The sequence below is a fragment of the bacterium genome, from assembly GCA_030647005.1.
Taxonomy (GTDB): domain Bacteria; phylum Patescibacteriota; class Patescibacteriia; order JACPHY01; family JACPHY01; genus JAUSKG01.
Map to the genome: position 1 here is coordinate 19,915 of JAUSKG010000033.1, position 16,520 is coordinate 36,434.

A 16,520-nucleotide genomic window follows, 5' to 3' on the forward strand; every position below is an offset into this window, starting at 1 on the left:
TCTCGTCCTGTAGTACCACTACCCATTATACCGCGAAACGAGATTTCTCCACTCGCTCGATGACTCACTCAGTCGAAATGACGGAAGGGGGTACGAACTCACTCGGTCGAAATGACGGAAAGGACCTAGCAACTTTTTCTCCGGTCTCATCATGGAATCGGAATAGCGAGCGTCTGCTCGCGGCCAAGGATGGGATTCCCGAACGGGAGTTCCACGACGAGGTGACGGAAGACATCGCGCTCCTGCAAACCATTCTGCGCGAACAGCTCTCGCGTACCAAACGCACGGAGCGTTCCGTTCTCGACCATCGCACGCGTGCCAGTGGCAGGATGCTCCCAGAGGTAGCCCGACGGGAACTCACCCGGACCCACCTGCGTGCCAGAGGTATAGGTGGCAAAAAATGCATCCGGCACATCAACGACACGCGATGCCCACGCGGTACCGTAGCGTGCGATAGCCATCTCCTCCGTCGGCACCCACCGGAGCACACCGCCCCGCTCCACCGTGTACACTTTGGGGTCGGTCTGAATCTTCACGAGGAACGTCCCGGGTCGAATCGTCACCAGCCCGCCGAGCGGGAAGGCCGCGAGGACGCTGTCGTCCACGCGCAGGACACTACTGGTGTCCGCGTACCACGAGTCAAATGTCTGGCGATCCGGGAACGCGTACCGTTTCCCGCGTGCGTCCACGACGTACACCGAACTCGTGGAACCCTTGAGGAGCGACCCGATACCGATCCCCGCAGCGCCGCCACTGGCTACCACGACACGCCCCGTCGCAACCGTGAGGTCACCGATGAGCGCGTGGAGCTCCGCAATGCCCTCCTGCTGCGCCCGGATGGAGAACGATGCGATGCCGGTTGCGTCCGTGAGCGCAGTGGTGGGCGCGATGAGATCGTCAATGCGATCTGAGAGGAGGCGCACGCTACGACCACCGAGTACCTGGCCGCTGTCGTTCTGCACCACCACGCGCACGATGACATCCTCGAGCACACCGACGATGGGCCTGCTGAACTCGATCGAGGAGTGCGTCATGCTCGGTGCCGCAGTTGCGCGTGCGAGCGCTTCGCGCACCGCGCGCGAGAGTTGGAGTCGTCCGGCACCCAACTTGCCCGTGAGCGCGCCGGGGACATTCGCAATCGGATCAGCGGCCTGCCGGAGGAGCGCGATGATGTCGAGCGGTGCGAGTGACGGAAGGAGGCCGCGCACGAGGGACGCAGCACCCGCGACAATTGGTGCGGCGTACGAGGTGCCGTTGAAGAAACCACCGTAGGGCTCTGAGAATGTTGTCTGCCCAATCCGATCACCCACCGCAATGGCGGTATGATCGGGATCGTGGAACCTCGTCCCGACGATGTGCGAACCCGGTGCGCTCAGATCAACGCAATCGCCGTAGCTCGAGAACGTCGCCTTCTCATCCTGTTCGTTCGTCGCGGCGACGCCGAGCACGTACCCCTCACCATTGCCGGAGCAGATGGGGTAGGCAGGAAAGTCATCGAGGTTCCCGCGACCGCGCTGATCCTCGTTCCCACCCGCCGCAACGACGAGCACGCCATCGCGCGCAAGCTCGATGATGAGCGCGTCGAGTTCCACGGAACGCTCGGTGCCAACGAAACTCAAGTTGACGATCGATGCGCCCTGCTCGTGCGCGTACCGGAGCGCAGCGAGGACATCGTTCAGATCGCCCACGCCATCCGAGCGGAGTACGCGCAACGGCATGATCTTCGCGAGCCAATCAATCCCCGCGATCCCCTGCCCGTTATTCCCGCGCGCGGCGATGATGCCCGCGACGACCGTCCCGTGGTGGAGATCATTCGGGTTTGATCCCGCGACATCGTACGCGGGCGTGGGATCGTTATCGTTGCCGACGAAATCCCAACCGTTCACATCATCCACATACCCGTTGCGATCATCGTCCACGCCGTTGCCTGGAATCTCGCCGAGATTCTGCCACATCGCGCTCGCGAGATCCGGATGATCGAGGTCAACCCCCACATCGAGTACCGCGATGATGGACGCGGGGTTCCCAATCGTCACCTCCCACGCGTCCTTCGCCGCAATGGCGTCAAGGTACCACTGCTCGCCCAAGAGCGAATCGGATGGCGAAAGCGCATATGCGGGAAACGCGAACGCGAACACGACCAACGCCACCAACGCATGGAATATGCACCGCGTATTGGTGCTGCAGTACGTCATGAGACAGTGCTCGAAAATCTCCAATCTCAAATCTCAAATCTTATATCCCTCTGAGCTGCTCGCGGAGCTCTCGTACCTCATCAATGGCAGTCCTGTTTTCCTGATCGTAGACGAGGAGAAACTCGTACCAGTGAATCGCATCCTCGATGGTGCCGAAATCACGGTGGTACACGGCCATGAGCGAGAGGATGTCCACGGAGTTCGGCATGATCGCGAGCCCGTCCTGGAGCACCACGGGAATATCGTGGACATACTCCGGACAATCGTAGGTGTAGAGATTGACGATGTTCCGGTAGTGATGTGCAATGCGCGGCGCATTGGCGATCGCGCGGAGGAACTGCTCGGAGGCGAGCTCGCACTTCTTGTCCTCCTGGTAGAGTATTCCGAGATTCTGGAACGATAGATAGTTGCCGGCGTACCGCTCATTCATGTCGCGGTAGATGGCCGCCGCGCCTTCACGGTCGCCGAGGTCTTCCTTCGCGAGCGCGATCTTCACGTACGCGTTGAAATCGTTCTTGTCGTCATCATCGGCGAGCTCCACATACGCCGCAGCGATGTCCGCATCGAGCGCACTGCGCTCGACATCGGTGAGTGTGACGTCCCCCGGCGTGAGCGTACGCGCCACCGCCTGTGACGCCCGCTCGTGCGCCGCCAGCAAAACGATCCCCACGAACACCACTGCGCCGATCGCGAGGATGGCGCGGGGTTTGTTCAAACGCTGCACGATGTTCTCCATGGAAGTTATTCCGTAAGGGTGATCAGGACCGGCGCTCCAAGTGTGCTGCGATTCCCGTTCCAATCCTCTCCGCGCACGCGGAGTTCAATGGTGTTGCCCCGCGGCAGGCCAAAGAGCCGTACTTCCCACGTGCCAAAGCCGGGGATTTCCGGCACCGCGTCAATCCACGTCTGTGCCTTCCCAACGCGGTTCACCGCGAGCTGTACCTTCGCAACCGCCGATCCGCCGTGGTCCTGCGCAACGCCGCGGACGAAAATCCAATCCCGCGCGAACGTACTCCCGTCCACCGGTTCCGTGATGCGCACCGTTGGTGCAAGCGTGTCGGCTTGAATCTGCTGGATCGTCAACGTCGCGCTCGTCATCACCGCGACTGGCGCAGGCCGAGCGGTCCGCAGGAAGATGCCGTGGTCACCCGCATCATACTCCATCGCCTTGAACCGATCAAGATGCGTCTGGAGCGTCAGCCGTGTCGTCGCATGGTTCGTCGGAAGAGGAAGGACATCAACGGTGATGAAGAAGCGTCTGCCCGCTGCGGGAACGTCCGCGTTGATCCGACGGAACGCCCAGCCGTTTTCACTTCCGAGCCACGTCCCCGCACCGAGCAGCGTATCAACACCAATCCCCTGAAACCCAATCGCGCCCGCATCTGCCCAGAGTTCGGCCGCAACGATGTCACGCTCCCACTCCGCGGTACCATCCTGCTTGACGAAGAGCACGTCGAGCACGTCATCCTTTCCAGGGATCACCGTCATATCAAGCCCCAGAACATCCAACTGACCGCCGAACACGGTCGCGTTGGTAAGCGGGGCGAGCTCCACGCGCACCTCCGGCGGCGCGAGCGCACGGGCAACCGCAACGGACACGAACAGGAGGGCGAGCACCGCGGGAATAATGATGCGTTTCATAGCATTGATGCCGTACAAGAACAGCACCTCCAGTATAGCGCACTATGGAGAGAAAGCACACAGCAAAACGTCTCCCGTTTGCTTTACCCTGTCATTGCGAGGAGTCCGCGACGCGGCAATCCCGGTCATACCGGCAGAAGGTGAAAGCCGGGTACACTGCATGGCCGGGATTGCCACGCCTCGGGGACTCGGCTCGCAATGACAATAATGGGTGGCTCCTCGCAATGACAAACACGCAACGCAAACACCCCGCCGTTTCCGGAGGGGTGTTTGCAGCGGCATCGCGCCGCGCCTGCTGCTCGCGTGGTGTTCCTGAAAGGAGATGCATCGCCGGTCGCGAGCGTGTGAGCCCTGTGCGGGGCGGGTCGAGCCATTGATTGCGGCTCGATGGTTCCCGAATCACCCGCGACTCCACGGTCACGTCGTCGTGCGAATCCTCCCTGGTCTTCCGCAGAGGAGTATGCGAGCGGCGGTCAGCCGAGTGGCACAACTATCCGTAGGTTCCGCGTGGGGCCGATCGCACCTGCAGCGCGATGTGCGAAGCGAGGAGGAGCAGCCCCCGTTGCGGAACGTTCGTGCTAGTTGTAGGTCAGGCCGTTGCCGTTGACCGGCAAGGTCTTCGTGTACGTCGCCGAGTCCACAACACACTCGTTCGCCGTTGCGAGGTCGGTGGTTGCGGCCGTGCAGCTCGTGCCGTTGAGGCCGGAGAGCTGGACGTCCATCCATTGGACACCGGACGCCGTCGCCGTACCGTCGTTGATGCTCGTCTGGAGCGACTTGCTCGAGGAAGCGCCACCTGCGCCCGTCGTATCACCGACGAGGAGGAGCACGCGTGTCTCGCCCGCGCCAATGATGAGCGCCGTGTCCCAACCATCCGAGCTGCCGCCATCAAGACCCGCATCGTCCGTCGTGCTCTCCAAGCCGTTGACGTGGATACCGCCGGTTCCCGCGTCCATCGGCTGGGTGACGTTCGCCGTCAGCCAGTCCGCGTACGTCACCGAGCGGTCGGTGTTGTAGAGGAACGCAGAACCGGTACCGGTCACCTGATTCGTGTCGCCGCCCTGTGCCGAACCGGAGTTGATGAACTCGAGGTCGAAGACCGTGATTTCATCGCCGGTTGCGGTCGCCCACATGCGGAAGACCTCCTTACCAGTGCCGGGCGTGTGCACGCCGCTCGGCGAGTTCGCGTCGAGGCCGACCGCGAGCACGCCGTCGAACACACCCATCTCGTAGCCACCATCAATCGTGCCGGCGGTGTTGCCATCAACGCCACTCGAGTCAATGTCATTCTGGTCAATCGTCGCGCCGGAGTCCTTGCCGGTGGCCACGATGTTGTAGCCGACCGTTGCGGACGCGGCTGCGGCCCACGAGCTTGCATCACCGTCATCGTCGCCGATGCCGAAATGCAGCACGCTGCCAGAAGTCACCTGCTCCTTCGCGTTGAAGCTCGCCTTGATCTCCAGGTACATCGGGCTGTCCTTGACCACGCGGAGTACACCGGAGTCAAGCACGACATTCTTCTCGCCGTCCGAGCCGAACGTGTAGCCCGCCTGGTTCCCGATGAGGGTCCCATTGAGGTACAGCTTGAAGGTATCAACGTTCGCGAGGTTGCCCGCTGCCTCCGCCTGGTTGGCGATGAACACCGGGAGCTGCGTGACATCAACATCTTCATCCGCTGCGGTGAGCTTGTACTTCGTCATCGAGACACCCTTGGAACCGGCAACGATCGGGCCGGAGACCGCGCGGTCTGCTGCAAGCTCAACCTTGAGCGTGCCGCTCGCCGCAACCGTCTGTGCCTGACCAGCACCGGTGATCTGCGTGCCATCCGTCATCGTGATGGCGGAGCTCGTGGTGTAACCCGTTGCCGTCACCGCCGCCACGTCTACGACGTGCGTCGCGGTCGCGCCAGTCGCCGCCGTCGCAAGGATGTCCGCGCGTACCTCGTACGTCGCGCTCTTCGTCTTGCTGAGGCGGAGCGGGCTCTGGAAGGTGAACGTCAACGTGCTGTCAATACCGGCGGTATTCGCCGTGTACGTCGCAGCCGCCGTGGAGTTCGTGGTCGAGATACGGACCATCGTGTCGGTGCTGTCCGACGTATCCGCGTCGCCCCAGAGCTCGAAGTTGACGAGGTCACCCGGGAGTGCCGCTGCGCCAGTCGCATCTGCGACCTGGATCGAAGCGATGCGCGCGTCCTCGCCACCAGCCGATGCGTCGAGCGTGAACTTCGCGAATCCGTAGTCCTGCACGCCCGCAATCACGTTACCCGCAATCGGCGTCGCGAGCGTCGTCGCTGCGAGCGCGGCGGCATTGACCGTGAGCGTATTGCCCGCCACGTCCGTGGTCGTCTGCACCGTGCTGACCTTGCCGGACTGCACGCCCTTCGCCGTGAACTCGCTCACGTCGAGGGTCGCGACAACCGTGTCCGCCGTCCCATCACCGTCATTGCCGGCGGTGGAAGCGACGTTCGCCTTGAGCGTGTACGCGTTCGTGCCAACCGGAACCGTCATCGTGTCCGTGAAGGTGATCGTGTTCGTTGCACAGTCCTTGGGACCGGCTGCAACCGCGCCCTTGCTGTCGTAGAGCGTGACGGAAGTGAGCTCCGTGCAGACGAAGTCATCCGCGAACGTGAAGTCCCAGTTCTGCGACGTGATGCGTACCTCCTCACCCGTCACGGTGAAACTCACCACGAGGAGCGGGACACCGGTCGAACCCTGCGCGACGTTGCCCGTTGCCGGGCTGGACGATGCGCGGTCAAGCCGGAGCGTGCCCTGCGCAACGGTCTGCGCCTGACACGCACCACCCGTCACGCCTGCCGTGGCACAGAAGTCATTGCGGGTCGGCGTGATGCCGAAACCGTACTTCGCACCAACGACACGGATCGTGTACGCGTTGCCGTCGTGGAGATCAAAGCCAACCGTGCGGTTGGACGCGGACCCGCCCGTGATGGAGGCCTTCACGGAGAAGTTCCGGCTCTCACCCTTCGGAATGGTCATGCTCAATCCGTCGAACACCACGCGGCCATTGGCCGGGAGCGTTGCGGACTCCGCGAGCGTTGCACCTGTCTCCTCAAGCACGAGCTTGATGTCCTTCACATCGGACGTCGAAACCGTGCCGGACTGGATCGCAACGATCTGCTTCACCACGAGATCCTCGGCAGAACCCGCCTCCACGCGAACCTGCGTGAAACGGAAGCCCTGCTCATCGGGATCAATGTTCTGATCCGAGGTCGGCATGTTCGCACCGCGGTAGAGTACTGCGGTACCAACTGCTGCGTGGTTTGCATCTGCCGTCATCGTTCCGCCCTTGAGCGGGAACGTGCCGCCGACGCTGCCGGACGAGAGCGTGATGTCCGCCGCCTTATTCACCTCGAAGGTGAACGAGCTGCCGGCGTTCGCGCCGATGTCTGCCGCAATCGTGATGGTCTTCTCGCCGCTCACCGCAATGGAAATGCCGGTGAAAGACGCCTGCGCGCTCGCGTTGAGCGTCTGCGTCGTGCCGAGCTGCGTCGTACCATCGTAGAGCTTCACGCCCGTGATGTTCGCGTCCGCCTCACCGCCGGTCTTGAGAACCTTGAGGCCCGTCACCGTGCCGGTACCAACGAGCTTCAGCTTGAGCACCGGCGCGTCAGCCGCGCGCGGCGCAAGCGTGCCGCCACCCGCTTCCGCGAGAGACGCGGAGAGGACGGTCGGGCCAACCACCACCGGCGGTGTCACCGCCGTGGAACCGGCGATGCCCTTGTCCACACCGATGCTCGTTGCCGCCGCCATCTGCGCCGCCTTGTCGAAGTCCGATGCCGCATTGACCGCCGCACCAATCGTGTAGTTCACGAAGAATGCGTCCGGAACGTCATGGACCATGGAGGCCCAGGATGCGCCGTAGATCGCGACTGCAACGGCTTCCGTTGCAACGTGACGGAGCGTTCCGCCTGCTGCCACCGCGTACACCTTGGGGTCCGTGGTGATCTTCACCATCTGGACACCTGGCTTGTACGTTGCGTTTCCACCGATCGAGATCGCTGCGAGTTCAGCATCGGTGACCGACTGGACACCGGAGAAGCTCGCGTACCAGGTCTTGTACGTTGGCTCATTCGGGAACACGTAACGCTTCCCATCAGCCGCGTAGTAGTACACGGCCGGGAGAGAACCCTTGATGAGCGTTCCCGCTGCTGGCGCCGCGCTCGCGACGAGCGGAGCGATGAGGAGCGAGAGGCCCATGGACCACGCGATCGTCGTGATAACGACGGACCACGTGAGCGTGCGCTTCCCGAGTGCGATTGCACTGTGCATAGAGATAATCCGACTGACTCCTTTAGTGAGGAGATTGGTGTGCGGTCCTCCGACTTGCATCGGAGACGACCTTTGCTGACCGACACCTATTTATATATACCCGCGCGAGAGACATCCTGCGGGATGAACTTCGCAGGCCGAGCGTTGCCGCTCTCCCTGCAAAGACATCCCACGATGGCTCCGCACCGGCCCTCGATACGCGAGGGGAGCGATGGAGAGACGCGAGATATCTCCATTGCTCCAGCCGTGTATTCCTTTCTCACAAGCTCCAATATTGTACCGTGTGAGATTTCTCTCTCCGCTACGCTCTGTTCGAAATGACATCGGTGAGAAAAGACGAACCCCTTCCGTCATTTCGAGCATTTCTGTCATTTCGAGTATTTCTGTCATTTCGAGCGCGAGCGAGAAATCTCATACTGGCGAAGGAGAACCTCACCCGCCGAAGAAGATGCTGCGGTTGCGGTAGAACTGATCGCGCTCTTCATCAACAAAGAGGTTCTTGCCGCGACGGTACTGCGTCGCGATTTCTTCGTCAGAAAAAACGCTCTTCACGCGGTGGACATCCGTCGCTGCCGGCCGCACCGTGCGCGCCTGCGTCGGAGCGGTCTGCGGCGCAACTGCAACTGCGGTCTCAAAGATACTCTTGGGAAGCGCGTTGACTCCTTCCTGCTGCGCGACCGTCGCCGAACCACTGGACGCAACCGCGCTGGATGTCTGCGGCGGGAGCGTGGCACCCGCGAGCGTTGCATCATCGCCCATGCGCCCCGCGACGTTCATGACAGAAAATGCAAGCGCGGCAATCGCGGCGATCCCAAACGCGGGACGCATGAAGAGCGCCCGCAGGAGAGTAAGCATACCCTGCGGTGCATCCGTCACACTGTGGACGGCGCGCATTGACTGAACCGATCGCTCGAGCACCCCCGTTCCAAAACGCATCTCTGCGACACGACAAACGTGCGCCTCCAGATCCCGGAGGCGATCATCGGACGGTGCAAGCGCCTGCCCATAGCTGCGCAGCGCGACGTCCATCTCATGTGTGGTCCACGTGCTCTTCATGTGGTGTGCGTGCTTCGTTCTCCCGCAAACGCTTCTTGAGCTTCTTCCTGGCGGCGTGGAGCCGGACGCGGACGGCCCCCGGTGACGTCTCGAGCATTTCCGCGATCTCCGCGATCGTCAGTCCGAGCATCGCGGTGAGCGTGATGAGTTCCCGATCCTCCTCCCGCATCTCCGCAAGCGCGGCGTGTACCTGCTCCAACTGCTCCCTCGCCTCCACCCGCCGTTCGAGCGATCCTGCCGCCGGAAGTTCCGGTGCGTCCTCGATGGTAATGTCACCGGCGCGGTTCGACTTCGTCTCGTAGTACGCGACGAGCCGCATGCGTGCGATCCGGAACAGGAGGCCGCGCGGGTGCGCGATCACGCGATCGGTTCGCTGGCAGTACTCGATGAACTGACACACCGTCTCCGCGAGGACATCCTTCGCGTCATCCTGGTCCGACACCCGGTAGGCAACAAATCGCGTGAGGGTCGGAAGGTGGACGACCACAGCATCCTGAACGGACGGATCAGCCATTCCTTGGTGTGGATATCGTTCTTGCTCGTTCATGAACTGAAGTAAGAAAAATGGCCTGACATTAGGGCAACATCAAGGCCACTTCATTGGAAGCACTGTAGCAGATATCAATAGAATGATCAAGTGTCAGTATCATGCGTACAATACTTTTTAGCACTCTAGCGTGCTAAAAAACATCACTTTATCAATAAAAAAATGGCTCTACTGTGCCACGCTGCGATACATAACTCTATTTTATAACACTATCGTGCTATTTTTTAGCTATTGAAAACTCCATCTGTCACAGCTCTCATCACATAAAAACCATGTAATCTCCATGACAGGAACCACGAAGATATACACATCAAAACCAAAAACACGAGCAGGGTACAATAGAACCAGGTCAACTTTTTTCGCACTCAGCACTCTCCGGATTCACGGGGAGGCAATACCATGTTTGGACTGAAATGTATGTCTAACGCATTCATCACGCAGCTCGCCTCGCGCGCAGGTCGGCGCGCCAGGACGACCGCCCGAAGAGGTCTCTCGTTGACCCTCGCGGCAACGACGATCATCTGGGCGCTCGGCATCCCGCTCGGCGTCCTCATCCCGCAGCCGGCGAACGCTGCGGCACTCACGGTCGCAACCGTCATGCCGTCAACTCCGGCGACGGCCGCAACCGGCGTCACGTACACCGTGAAGCTCACGACACCTTCGGGCGCATCGAGCAACATACGCTCCGTCGGCGTTAATTTTTTGGATGCGGTACCGACGTTCCCGGGAGTCGGAAACTACACCACCTGCTCACTGACCGTTGGTGGCACCGCCGTACCGGGTGTTGGCTGTTTGAATACGGGTAGCCTGGCGTATGTCGCGCTGACGGCCGATGACAACGCTCCTACTGTCACCATCGCGGCGAGTACTCCCATGGTCTGGACGTTTGGCCCCGTCACAAACCCGGCAGGCGCCGGTCCGGCGACAGCGACGGTCTTCACGGATGACACCGGGAACAGCCAAAATATCGGGGGATCAATCATTGATGAAAAGGCCCTCACGCTCCGCTACGGCACCGCGCCAACGCTCACCGGTGGCGGCCCGGGAAATGGGCAGAGCTTCGTCCCGCTCGAAGCAACGATTGACATCAACATCGCATCGGGGTCGCTCCTCACGAGCGGCGATGCGTCGCCCTCCACGGCCACCGTCACAGTCAACAAGTGCACCGGAGCGACGGATGCGCTCACATGCGCAAGTCCGGAGACGAACGTCAACCGCTGCTCCACGGTCACGGTGGGCAACGGCCTCGGAACAAACGACCGCATCACCTGCGCCGCATCACTCGAGACCTCCACCACCTACAAGCTCACCGTGGACGGGACGGTACAGGGCTCCACGAACATTCCACTCGGCGCGAGCGTCTCACGCATCTTCCGCACCGGCTCCGTGGACTCCGGCACGAACACCACCTCCCCGCGCGTTCTCACCACCGTCCCGGGCCCTGGGACACAAAGTGTGCCGCTCAACACGGCGATCGCGTTCGTCTTCCCCACAGGACCGGAGGGAGATATGCTCGCGAACGGAACAGCGAACGCCGTGGACAACGTGGACAACATTCGTCTGCGACCAACCACGAATGGCGTACTTGGCACGGATGTCTGCACCACGGCGAATAGCTGTACCGGGACATGGGATGGCGCGAGCAGGACGCTCCGCGTGAATGGCGTCACACTCATCGCGTCCACCACCTACGACTTCTGCCTCGCAGCAAATGTCCTGAACGCGCAGAGCCGCAGCATGACCGCGGATGCATGCTACTCCTTCACGACTGGGACAACCTCGGACACCACCGCGCCAACGCTCGCAACTGCGGATCCCCTCAAACCCGCCAACGGTGCGACGGGCGTTGATCCGGCGGTGACGGGATCACTCCGCATCAGCTTCAGCGAGAATATCCGACCGGACACCGTGACGACGACGACGTTTGGCCTCTGCAACGACACGGATGGGAACGGCGACAGCAACTGCGATACCTTGGAGAAAATCGCAACAACGGCGTACAACGTGAGCACGGACCCAAGCGGTCGGGATTTGAACGTGAGCTTGAACGCTGCGCTCACGGCATCCAAACGGTACTGCTACTTCATCGGCACCGGCATACGCGACCTCGCGGGCAATGCCATCGCCGCAGACATCACGAACAAGTGCTTCACGACCGGCTCCGCAACGGCGGTGAGCGCGCCGACGCTCCAATACTGCGATGCGGACTCCTTCGGTTTCGTCTGTGGATTTGACCAGCCGATGGCGGTCTCCGGCCTCATCTCGTCGAACAACGTGAACACCTCGAACGTCGCACTTCAGTGTCCCACCGGAGTTCCCATCTCCCTCGCGAGCAAGGCGGCAACGTGGGATGCGGAATTCCGCGAGTTGCGCGTGATGGGAGTTGGGCTCCAGCCCGGCCAGGACTGCAGAGTGACCGTGACGAACGCAGCCGGATTCACCGGCACCGCCATCTCGACGACGAACAGCGCGAACGTGGCAAACTTCACGGTGCTCGATGCCACGACCACGGGTGGCACGCTCGGCTTCTCCGGGTCTGCGGACACGAACTTCTACTCCGATACGGACTTCGGCTCGTACTGGGTCAATCCGCAACGCTGCGAGCCGCGCGTACGCATCACCGGCAAGAACACAATACTCGAATGTGAGTTCCCTGCTCCGGCCTCGCTGCCGGCCAGCTCGACGTTCACGCTCACCTTCCCAAGCGGTTTCACCTACACGGACTCCAGCAGCAACGCCATCCGTGCGGTGCCAGCCGCAACGTCGTTCGTGAACGCGGACATCAACGGCCCTGCCGCCGCGGGCGCGCCAACGATCGCGAGCGTCACCTGCAACACGGTTGCAAACACCTGCACTGTCACCACCGGCACGGCGACCATCGCATCCGGCGATCGCATCTTCTTTGAGCTCGACCGACTCCAGACCCCGACAACCGCGGTGACGGATAAGAAGATCTCGGTCATCGTGAAGGACAACAGCGGTATCAAGAAGGGAGAGACCATCAACCCGTCGCCGTTCTCCATCCAGAGCGCAGGTGCGTACGCCATCTCCGGCACCGCGTGCAAGAGTAGCGTCGGCGGTGGCACATGCAACATCCCCGGAGGCGATACGGCGATTGCGAGCGCGAAGGTCTTCTGCCAGCAGCAGGGAGGATACCTCGAGGGGAGCACCGCGGGTGTCTTCGCCGGATCACAGGAAACCACGACGGACGCAAACGGCGATTGGACCGTCTCCGGTCTCTCCAACGGCCAGTACGGCTGTGGTATGCCGCCAGACCCCACAACCACCGCAGACGTCGGCAGCGGTGAAAGCTTCAAGCAGTTGACGATCAACGGCGCGAGCAGTTCCGATGTGGACTTCAAGTTCGAGAACCTCGCGGTGACTGGACAAACCCTGAGTGTGACGATTGCGTCCGGCGCAACGCTCAACGGCGAGGTCGTTGATCTCTTCTGCCATGCCGGCACCTTCGATAGCGAATTCTCGCGCCCCGTCATGAAGACCGTCACACTCGACTCTGCGGGAGCAGGTACCACAACGCTCAAGCTCAAGGGCGGCAAGACGTACGAGTGCGGCATTGGTCCGCACATTGACTTCAGCAACTTCACGAGCGGCCCTCCGCCGGTTCCGGACTTCGCGTTCATGCCGCCACCGCCCACCCGAGTCGTCGTCCCGACGAGCAGTGACCCCTCCGCGATCACCTTCACGCTCGATGTCGCATCGAACACCATCAGCGGGACGGTACAGGATGGATCGGCAACCGGCATTGCGAACGTGTACGTCAATGCGTTCCCGCTCGGCTGCTTCGACAGCAACGGCGCATTCAAGCAGTGCAACGGCGGATTCGCACAGAGTAAATCCGACGGAACGTTCACGCTCAATGTCTCCGGTGGAACGTACGAGGTGCGCGCGTTCTCACCGGGTATGCCGGAGTCCGAGCCACAGATTCTCACGGTGACTACTGCGAGCCTCACCGGCGTCATCATCAAACTCCAGAAGTCCGCGACGACGATCGCGGGGCAGGTGCTCGATGAGTCCGGCAACGAGATCCAGTACGCAGGCGTGGATGCGGAGCGCATCACCGCTGGCGGATCATGCTCGTCCTTCACCCCGAACGGCGGACACTCGTTCAGCCCGACCAACTCGAGCGGCAACTACACGCTCTACGTGAGCAACGGCACTTGGAACGTCCGGGCACACGCACCGTCCTACGGCCAAGTGGGCTGTACGACCGTCGTCGTCTCCGGAACATCGCTCACCGGCAAGAACCTCCAGGCAACCGCGGGCGACTTCAAGACCGTCAGCGGAACCTGCCCATCGGGCGCGTTCATCGGCGCGTTCGGCACGAACGGCGGGAACCATGGTGCGTGCTCGGAGGGCGCGTACTCGATCAAGGTGCCCGCCGGAACCGGCTACACCGTCGAGTGCTTCGCGAACGGCAAGGGTCACTGCGGGAGGAGCACGAGCGTGGACACCTCGAGCGCAAACCAGACCGTGAACTTTGGGACATCGGTGACCACCGGTACGCTCCAGATCACGATCACCGGCATCACCGATGCGTTCGTGGATGTACGCGACTCGAGCGGACTGGGGAACGGCACCGGCCAGAACAGTGCCGGCGTGTACACGCTCACCATCCCGCCGGGGACGTACACCGTGCGCGGTGGCTCACCAAAGTACGGCGACCTCTGCAGCGATCAGTCCGCGATCGTCACCGCGAATACCACGACCGCGATCACGTGTACGCCACCGGCAAACCTCCGGACGGTCGCTGGTCGCGTGACGGATGGTTCAACGAACCTCGCCGGCGCGTCCATCACTGTCACCTCCACGACGAGCGGCAAGATGTTCAACACGCGGACGGGATCGCAGACCAGCACGAACAGCAACCTCTCGCTCACGAATGTTCCAGATGGCAGCTACACGATCCGCGCATCAAAGAGCGGATACGGATCCGCAAGCGCGAACGCGATCGTGAGCGGCGGAAACCTCACGCTCAGTGAAAATATCGCGCTCACGCAGGCGACCGGTTCGGCCGGTGACACCGTCATCGTCAGCGTCCGCGATGACAGCGACGTGGACTACAACGGCAACGCGCGCGTGACGGCGACGAACGCGAGCGGCAATGTCATCGTCGCGGAGATGGATAAAACGACGAGCGATGCTTCGCTCTCGCTCACGAACGGGACATGGACCGTCACCACGATCGGCGACAACGGGAAGAAGACGACTTCGTCAACGACCGTCACCGTGACGAACGGAACGGCAAGCACCGCGGCGTTCAATGCAGACCTCGACACCGCCGTGAGCGGCTTCACGCCGGTGAGCAACAACGTGAACTTCACGCCAACGGCTGGAGGACTCATGAAGTCCGAGGACATCATCGGACTCTCGATCAACGCACCGATGAACGCGTTCTCCACGACCGACAGCTCCACGGCGACGATGCAGATATCGAAGGACCCGACGGTCGCGGGCATCGACCCGGGCGGCACGTCGAACTTCGTCGGGAGCAGTGGATTCACTATCAGCCCGACGGACGCGAATGGAAAGGAGCTCTCCGACCTCAGCAGCAACGTGACGATCACGATCCCATTCAGCGCGAGCGACCTCTCGGCAGCGAGCGTCAGCGACGAAGGCACGCTCCTCCTCGCGGCGATTGACGCGAACGGAGAGTGGGAGACGTTCTCGACAACGGTGGATGAGGTGAACAATCTCCTGACGGCAGAGATCTCACACTTCTCCACGTTCGGCATCGTTGGCTCCACGAGTGGTGGCGGATCGCCGACCTCGAGCGATGTGCAAGCACCCGGCGCCGTGATGAACGTCACCTCGAGCGCGAGTGCGAACAGCGTGACGCTCTCATGGACTGATCCCGCAGACACCGATCTCGCGGAGATCGAGATTCTGCGCAACACACCACCGTCAACCGCGGTTGCCGCAACGGCAATCGCACGCGTTGCCAAGGGCGTCAAGACATTCGTGGACACCGCGCTCACCTCGGCGACCAAGTACTTCTACATCCTGCGATCGAAGGATACGAGTGGGAACACGCGAAACTCGGATACGATCAGCATCACGACCGCGGCGACGAGTACCGCCGCGCCGACAACGGGAACGACGACACCTGCGCCAACGACCGATGGTGGGGGGAGTGGGACCGCCGCGACAACGACCGCACCATCCGCAACGCCTGGCGCAACGAGCATCGGTCTCAACGCCGGCGACATCGTGAAGGCGACATCCTCAAACGCGGTGTACCTCGTTGGCGCGAACGGGAAACGCTATGTATACCCGAACGAGCTCACGTTCAAGTCCTGGCACAAGGACTTCAGCAAGGTGAAGCACATCTCCAATGCGGACATGGCGACACTCCAGCTCGGAGGATTCGTCACCGTGCGCCCGGGAACGTGGCTCGTGAAGATTGAGTCCGATCCCAAGGTCTACGCCGTGGAGCCCGGGAGCGCGCTCCGCTGGGTGGAGACCGAGCAGCGCGCACAGACGCTGTACGGAACGAGCTGGAACAAGAAGATCGTTGACGTGCCGGTCTCGTTCTGGGTGGGCTATACGCAGGGCAACCCGCTGGGTGCGGACGTCCATCCGACCGGAACGATCGTATCCTCCGCAGGGGCACGGTACTACATTGATGGCGGGGTGAAGCGACTCGTCACAAACGATGTCTTCAGCGCCCTCGGCTACCAGGACCATTTCGTCCACGCCCTCGATGCGACGGTCGTCTACGGCGACGGATCGGCTCTCACGTCCACGGCAACGGTCACCTTCGCACGTGAGTAATAC

7 protein-coding genes are annotated in these 16,520 nt (G+C 61.9%); 1 reads left to right on the plus strand and 6 read right to left on the minus strand.

Features of this window, described 5'->3' with window-relative positions:
• Positions 1-149: 149 nt before the first annotated feature.
• The 6 genes from Q7S96_04695 to Q7S96_04720 all read right to left on the minus strand — a co-directional run bounded on the left by Q7S96_04695 (position 150) and on the right by Q7S96_04720 (position 9,665).
• Complete coding sequence (locus Q7S96_04695) at positions 150-2,225, minus strand: S8 family peptidase (GenBank protein ID MDO8463534.1); 2,076 nt, start codon at positions 2,223-2,225, stop codon at positions 150-152.
• Between the two features lie 10 nt (positions 2,226-2,235).
• Complete coding sequence (locus tag Q7S96_04700) at positions 2,236-2,931, minus strand: hypothetical protein (protein ID MDO8463535.1); 696 nt, start codon at positions 2,929-2,931, stop codon at positions 2,236-2,238.
• Positions 2,932-2,936: 5 nt separating this feature from the next.
• A complete protein-coding gene (locus Q7S96_04705; GenBank protein MDO8463536.1) occupies positions 2,937-3,836 on the minus strand; it encodes an Ig-like domain-containing protein in 900 nt (299 codons plus the stop codon).
• A gap of 578 nt (positions 3,837-4,414) precedes the next feature.
• The gene (locus Q7S96_04710; protein MDO8463537.1) at positions 4,415-8,122 is read right to left on the minus strand and encodes a hypothetical protein; all 3,708 of its coding nucleotides are present in this window, start codon (positions 8,120-8,122) and stop codon (positions 4,415-4,417) included.
• Between the two features lie 432 nt (positions 8,123-8,554).
• Entirely contained in the window at positions 8,555-9,178 is a 624-nt protein-coding gene (locus Q7S96_04715; protein ID MDO8463538.1) for a hypothetical protein, read from the minus strand.
• Positions 9,153-9,665: a sigma-70 family RNA polymerase sigma factor gene (locus Q7S96_04720; protein ID MDO8463539.1), complete on the minus strand. Its 513-nt coding sequence runs from the start codon at positions 9,663-9,665 to the stop codon at positions 9,153-9,155. The genes Q7S96_04715 and Q7S96_04720 overlap by 26 nt, the downstream gene beginning before the upstream one ends.
• A 477-nt stretch (positions 9,666-10,142) precedes the next feature.
• Between Q7S96_04720 and Q7S96_04725 the strand changes: the two genes are divergently transcribed.
• A complete protein-coding gene (locus Q7S96_04725) occupies positions 10,143-16,517 on the plus strand; it encodes an Ig-like domain-containing protein (GenBank protein ID MDO8463540.1) in 6,375 nt (2,124 codons plus the stop codon).
• Positions 16,518-16,520 lie beyond the last annotated feature (3 nt).

Excerpts from the sequence above, each read along its gene's own strand:
- Q7S96_04705 (MDO8463536.1), bottom strand. The coding sequence starts at position 3,836 with ATGAAACGCATCATTATTCCCGCGGTGCTCGCCCTCCTGTTCGTGTCC.
- Q7S96_04700 (MDO8463535.1), bottom strand. The coding sequence starts at position 2,931 with ATGGAGAACATCGTGCAGCGTTTGAACAAACCCCGCGCCATCCTCGCG.
- Q7S96_04710 (MDO8463537.1), bottom strand. The coding sequence starts at position 8,122 with ATGCACAGTGCAATCGCACTCGGGAAGCGCACGCTCACGTGGTCCGTC.
- Q7S96_04725 (MDO8463540.1), top strand. The coding sequence starts at position 10,143 with ATGTCTAACGCATTCATCACGCAGCTCGCCTCGCGCGCAGGTCGGCGC.
- Q7S96_04715 (MDO8463538.1), bottom strand. The coding sequence starts at position 9,178 with ATGAAGAGCACGTGGACCACACATGAGATGGACGTCGCGCTGCGCAGC.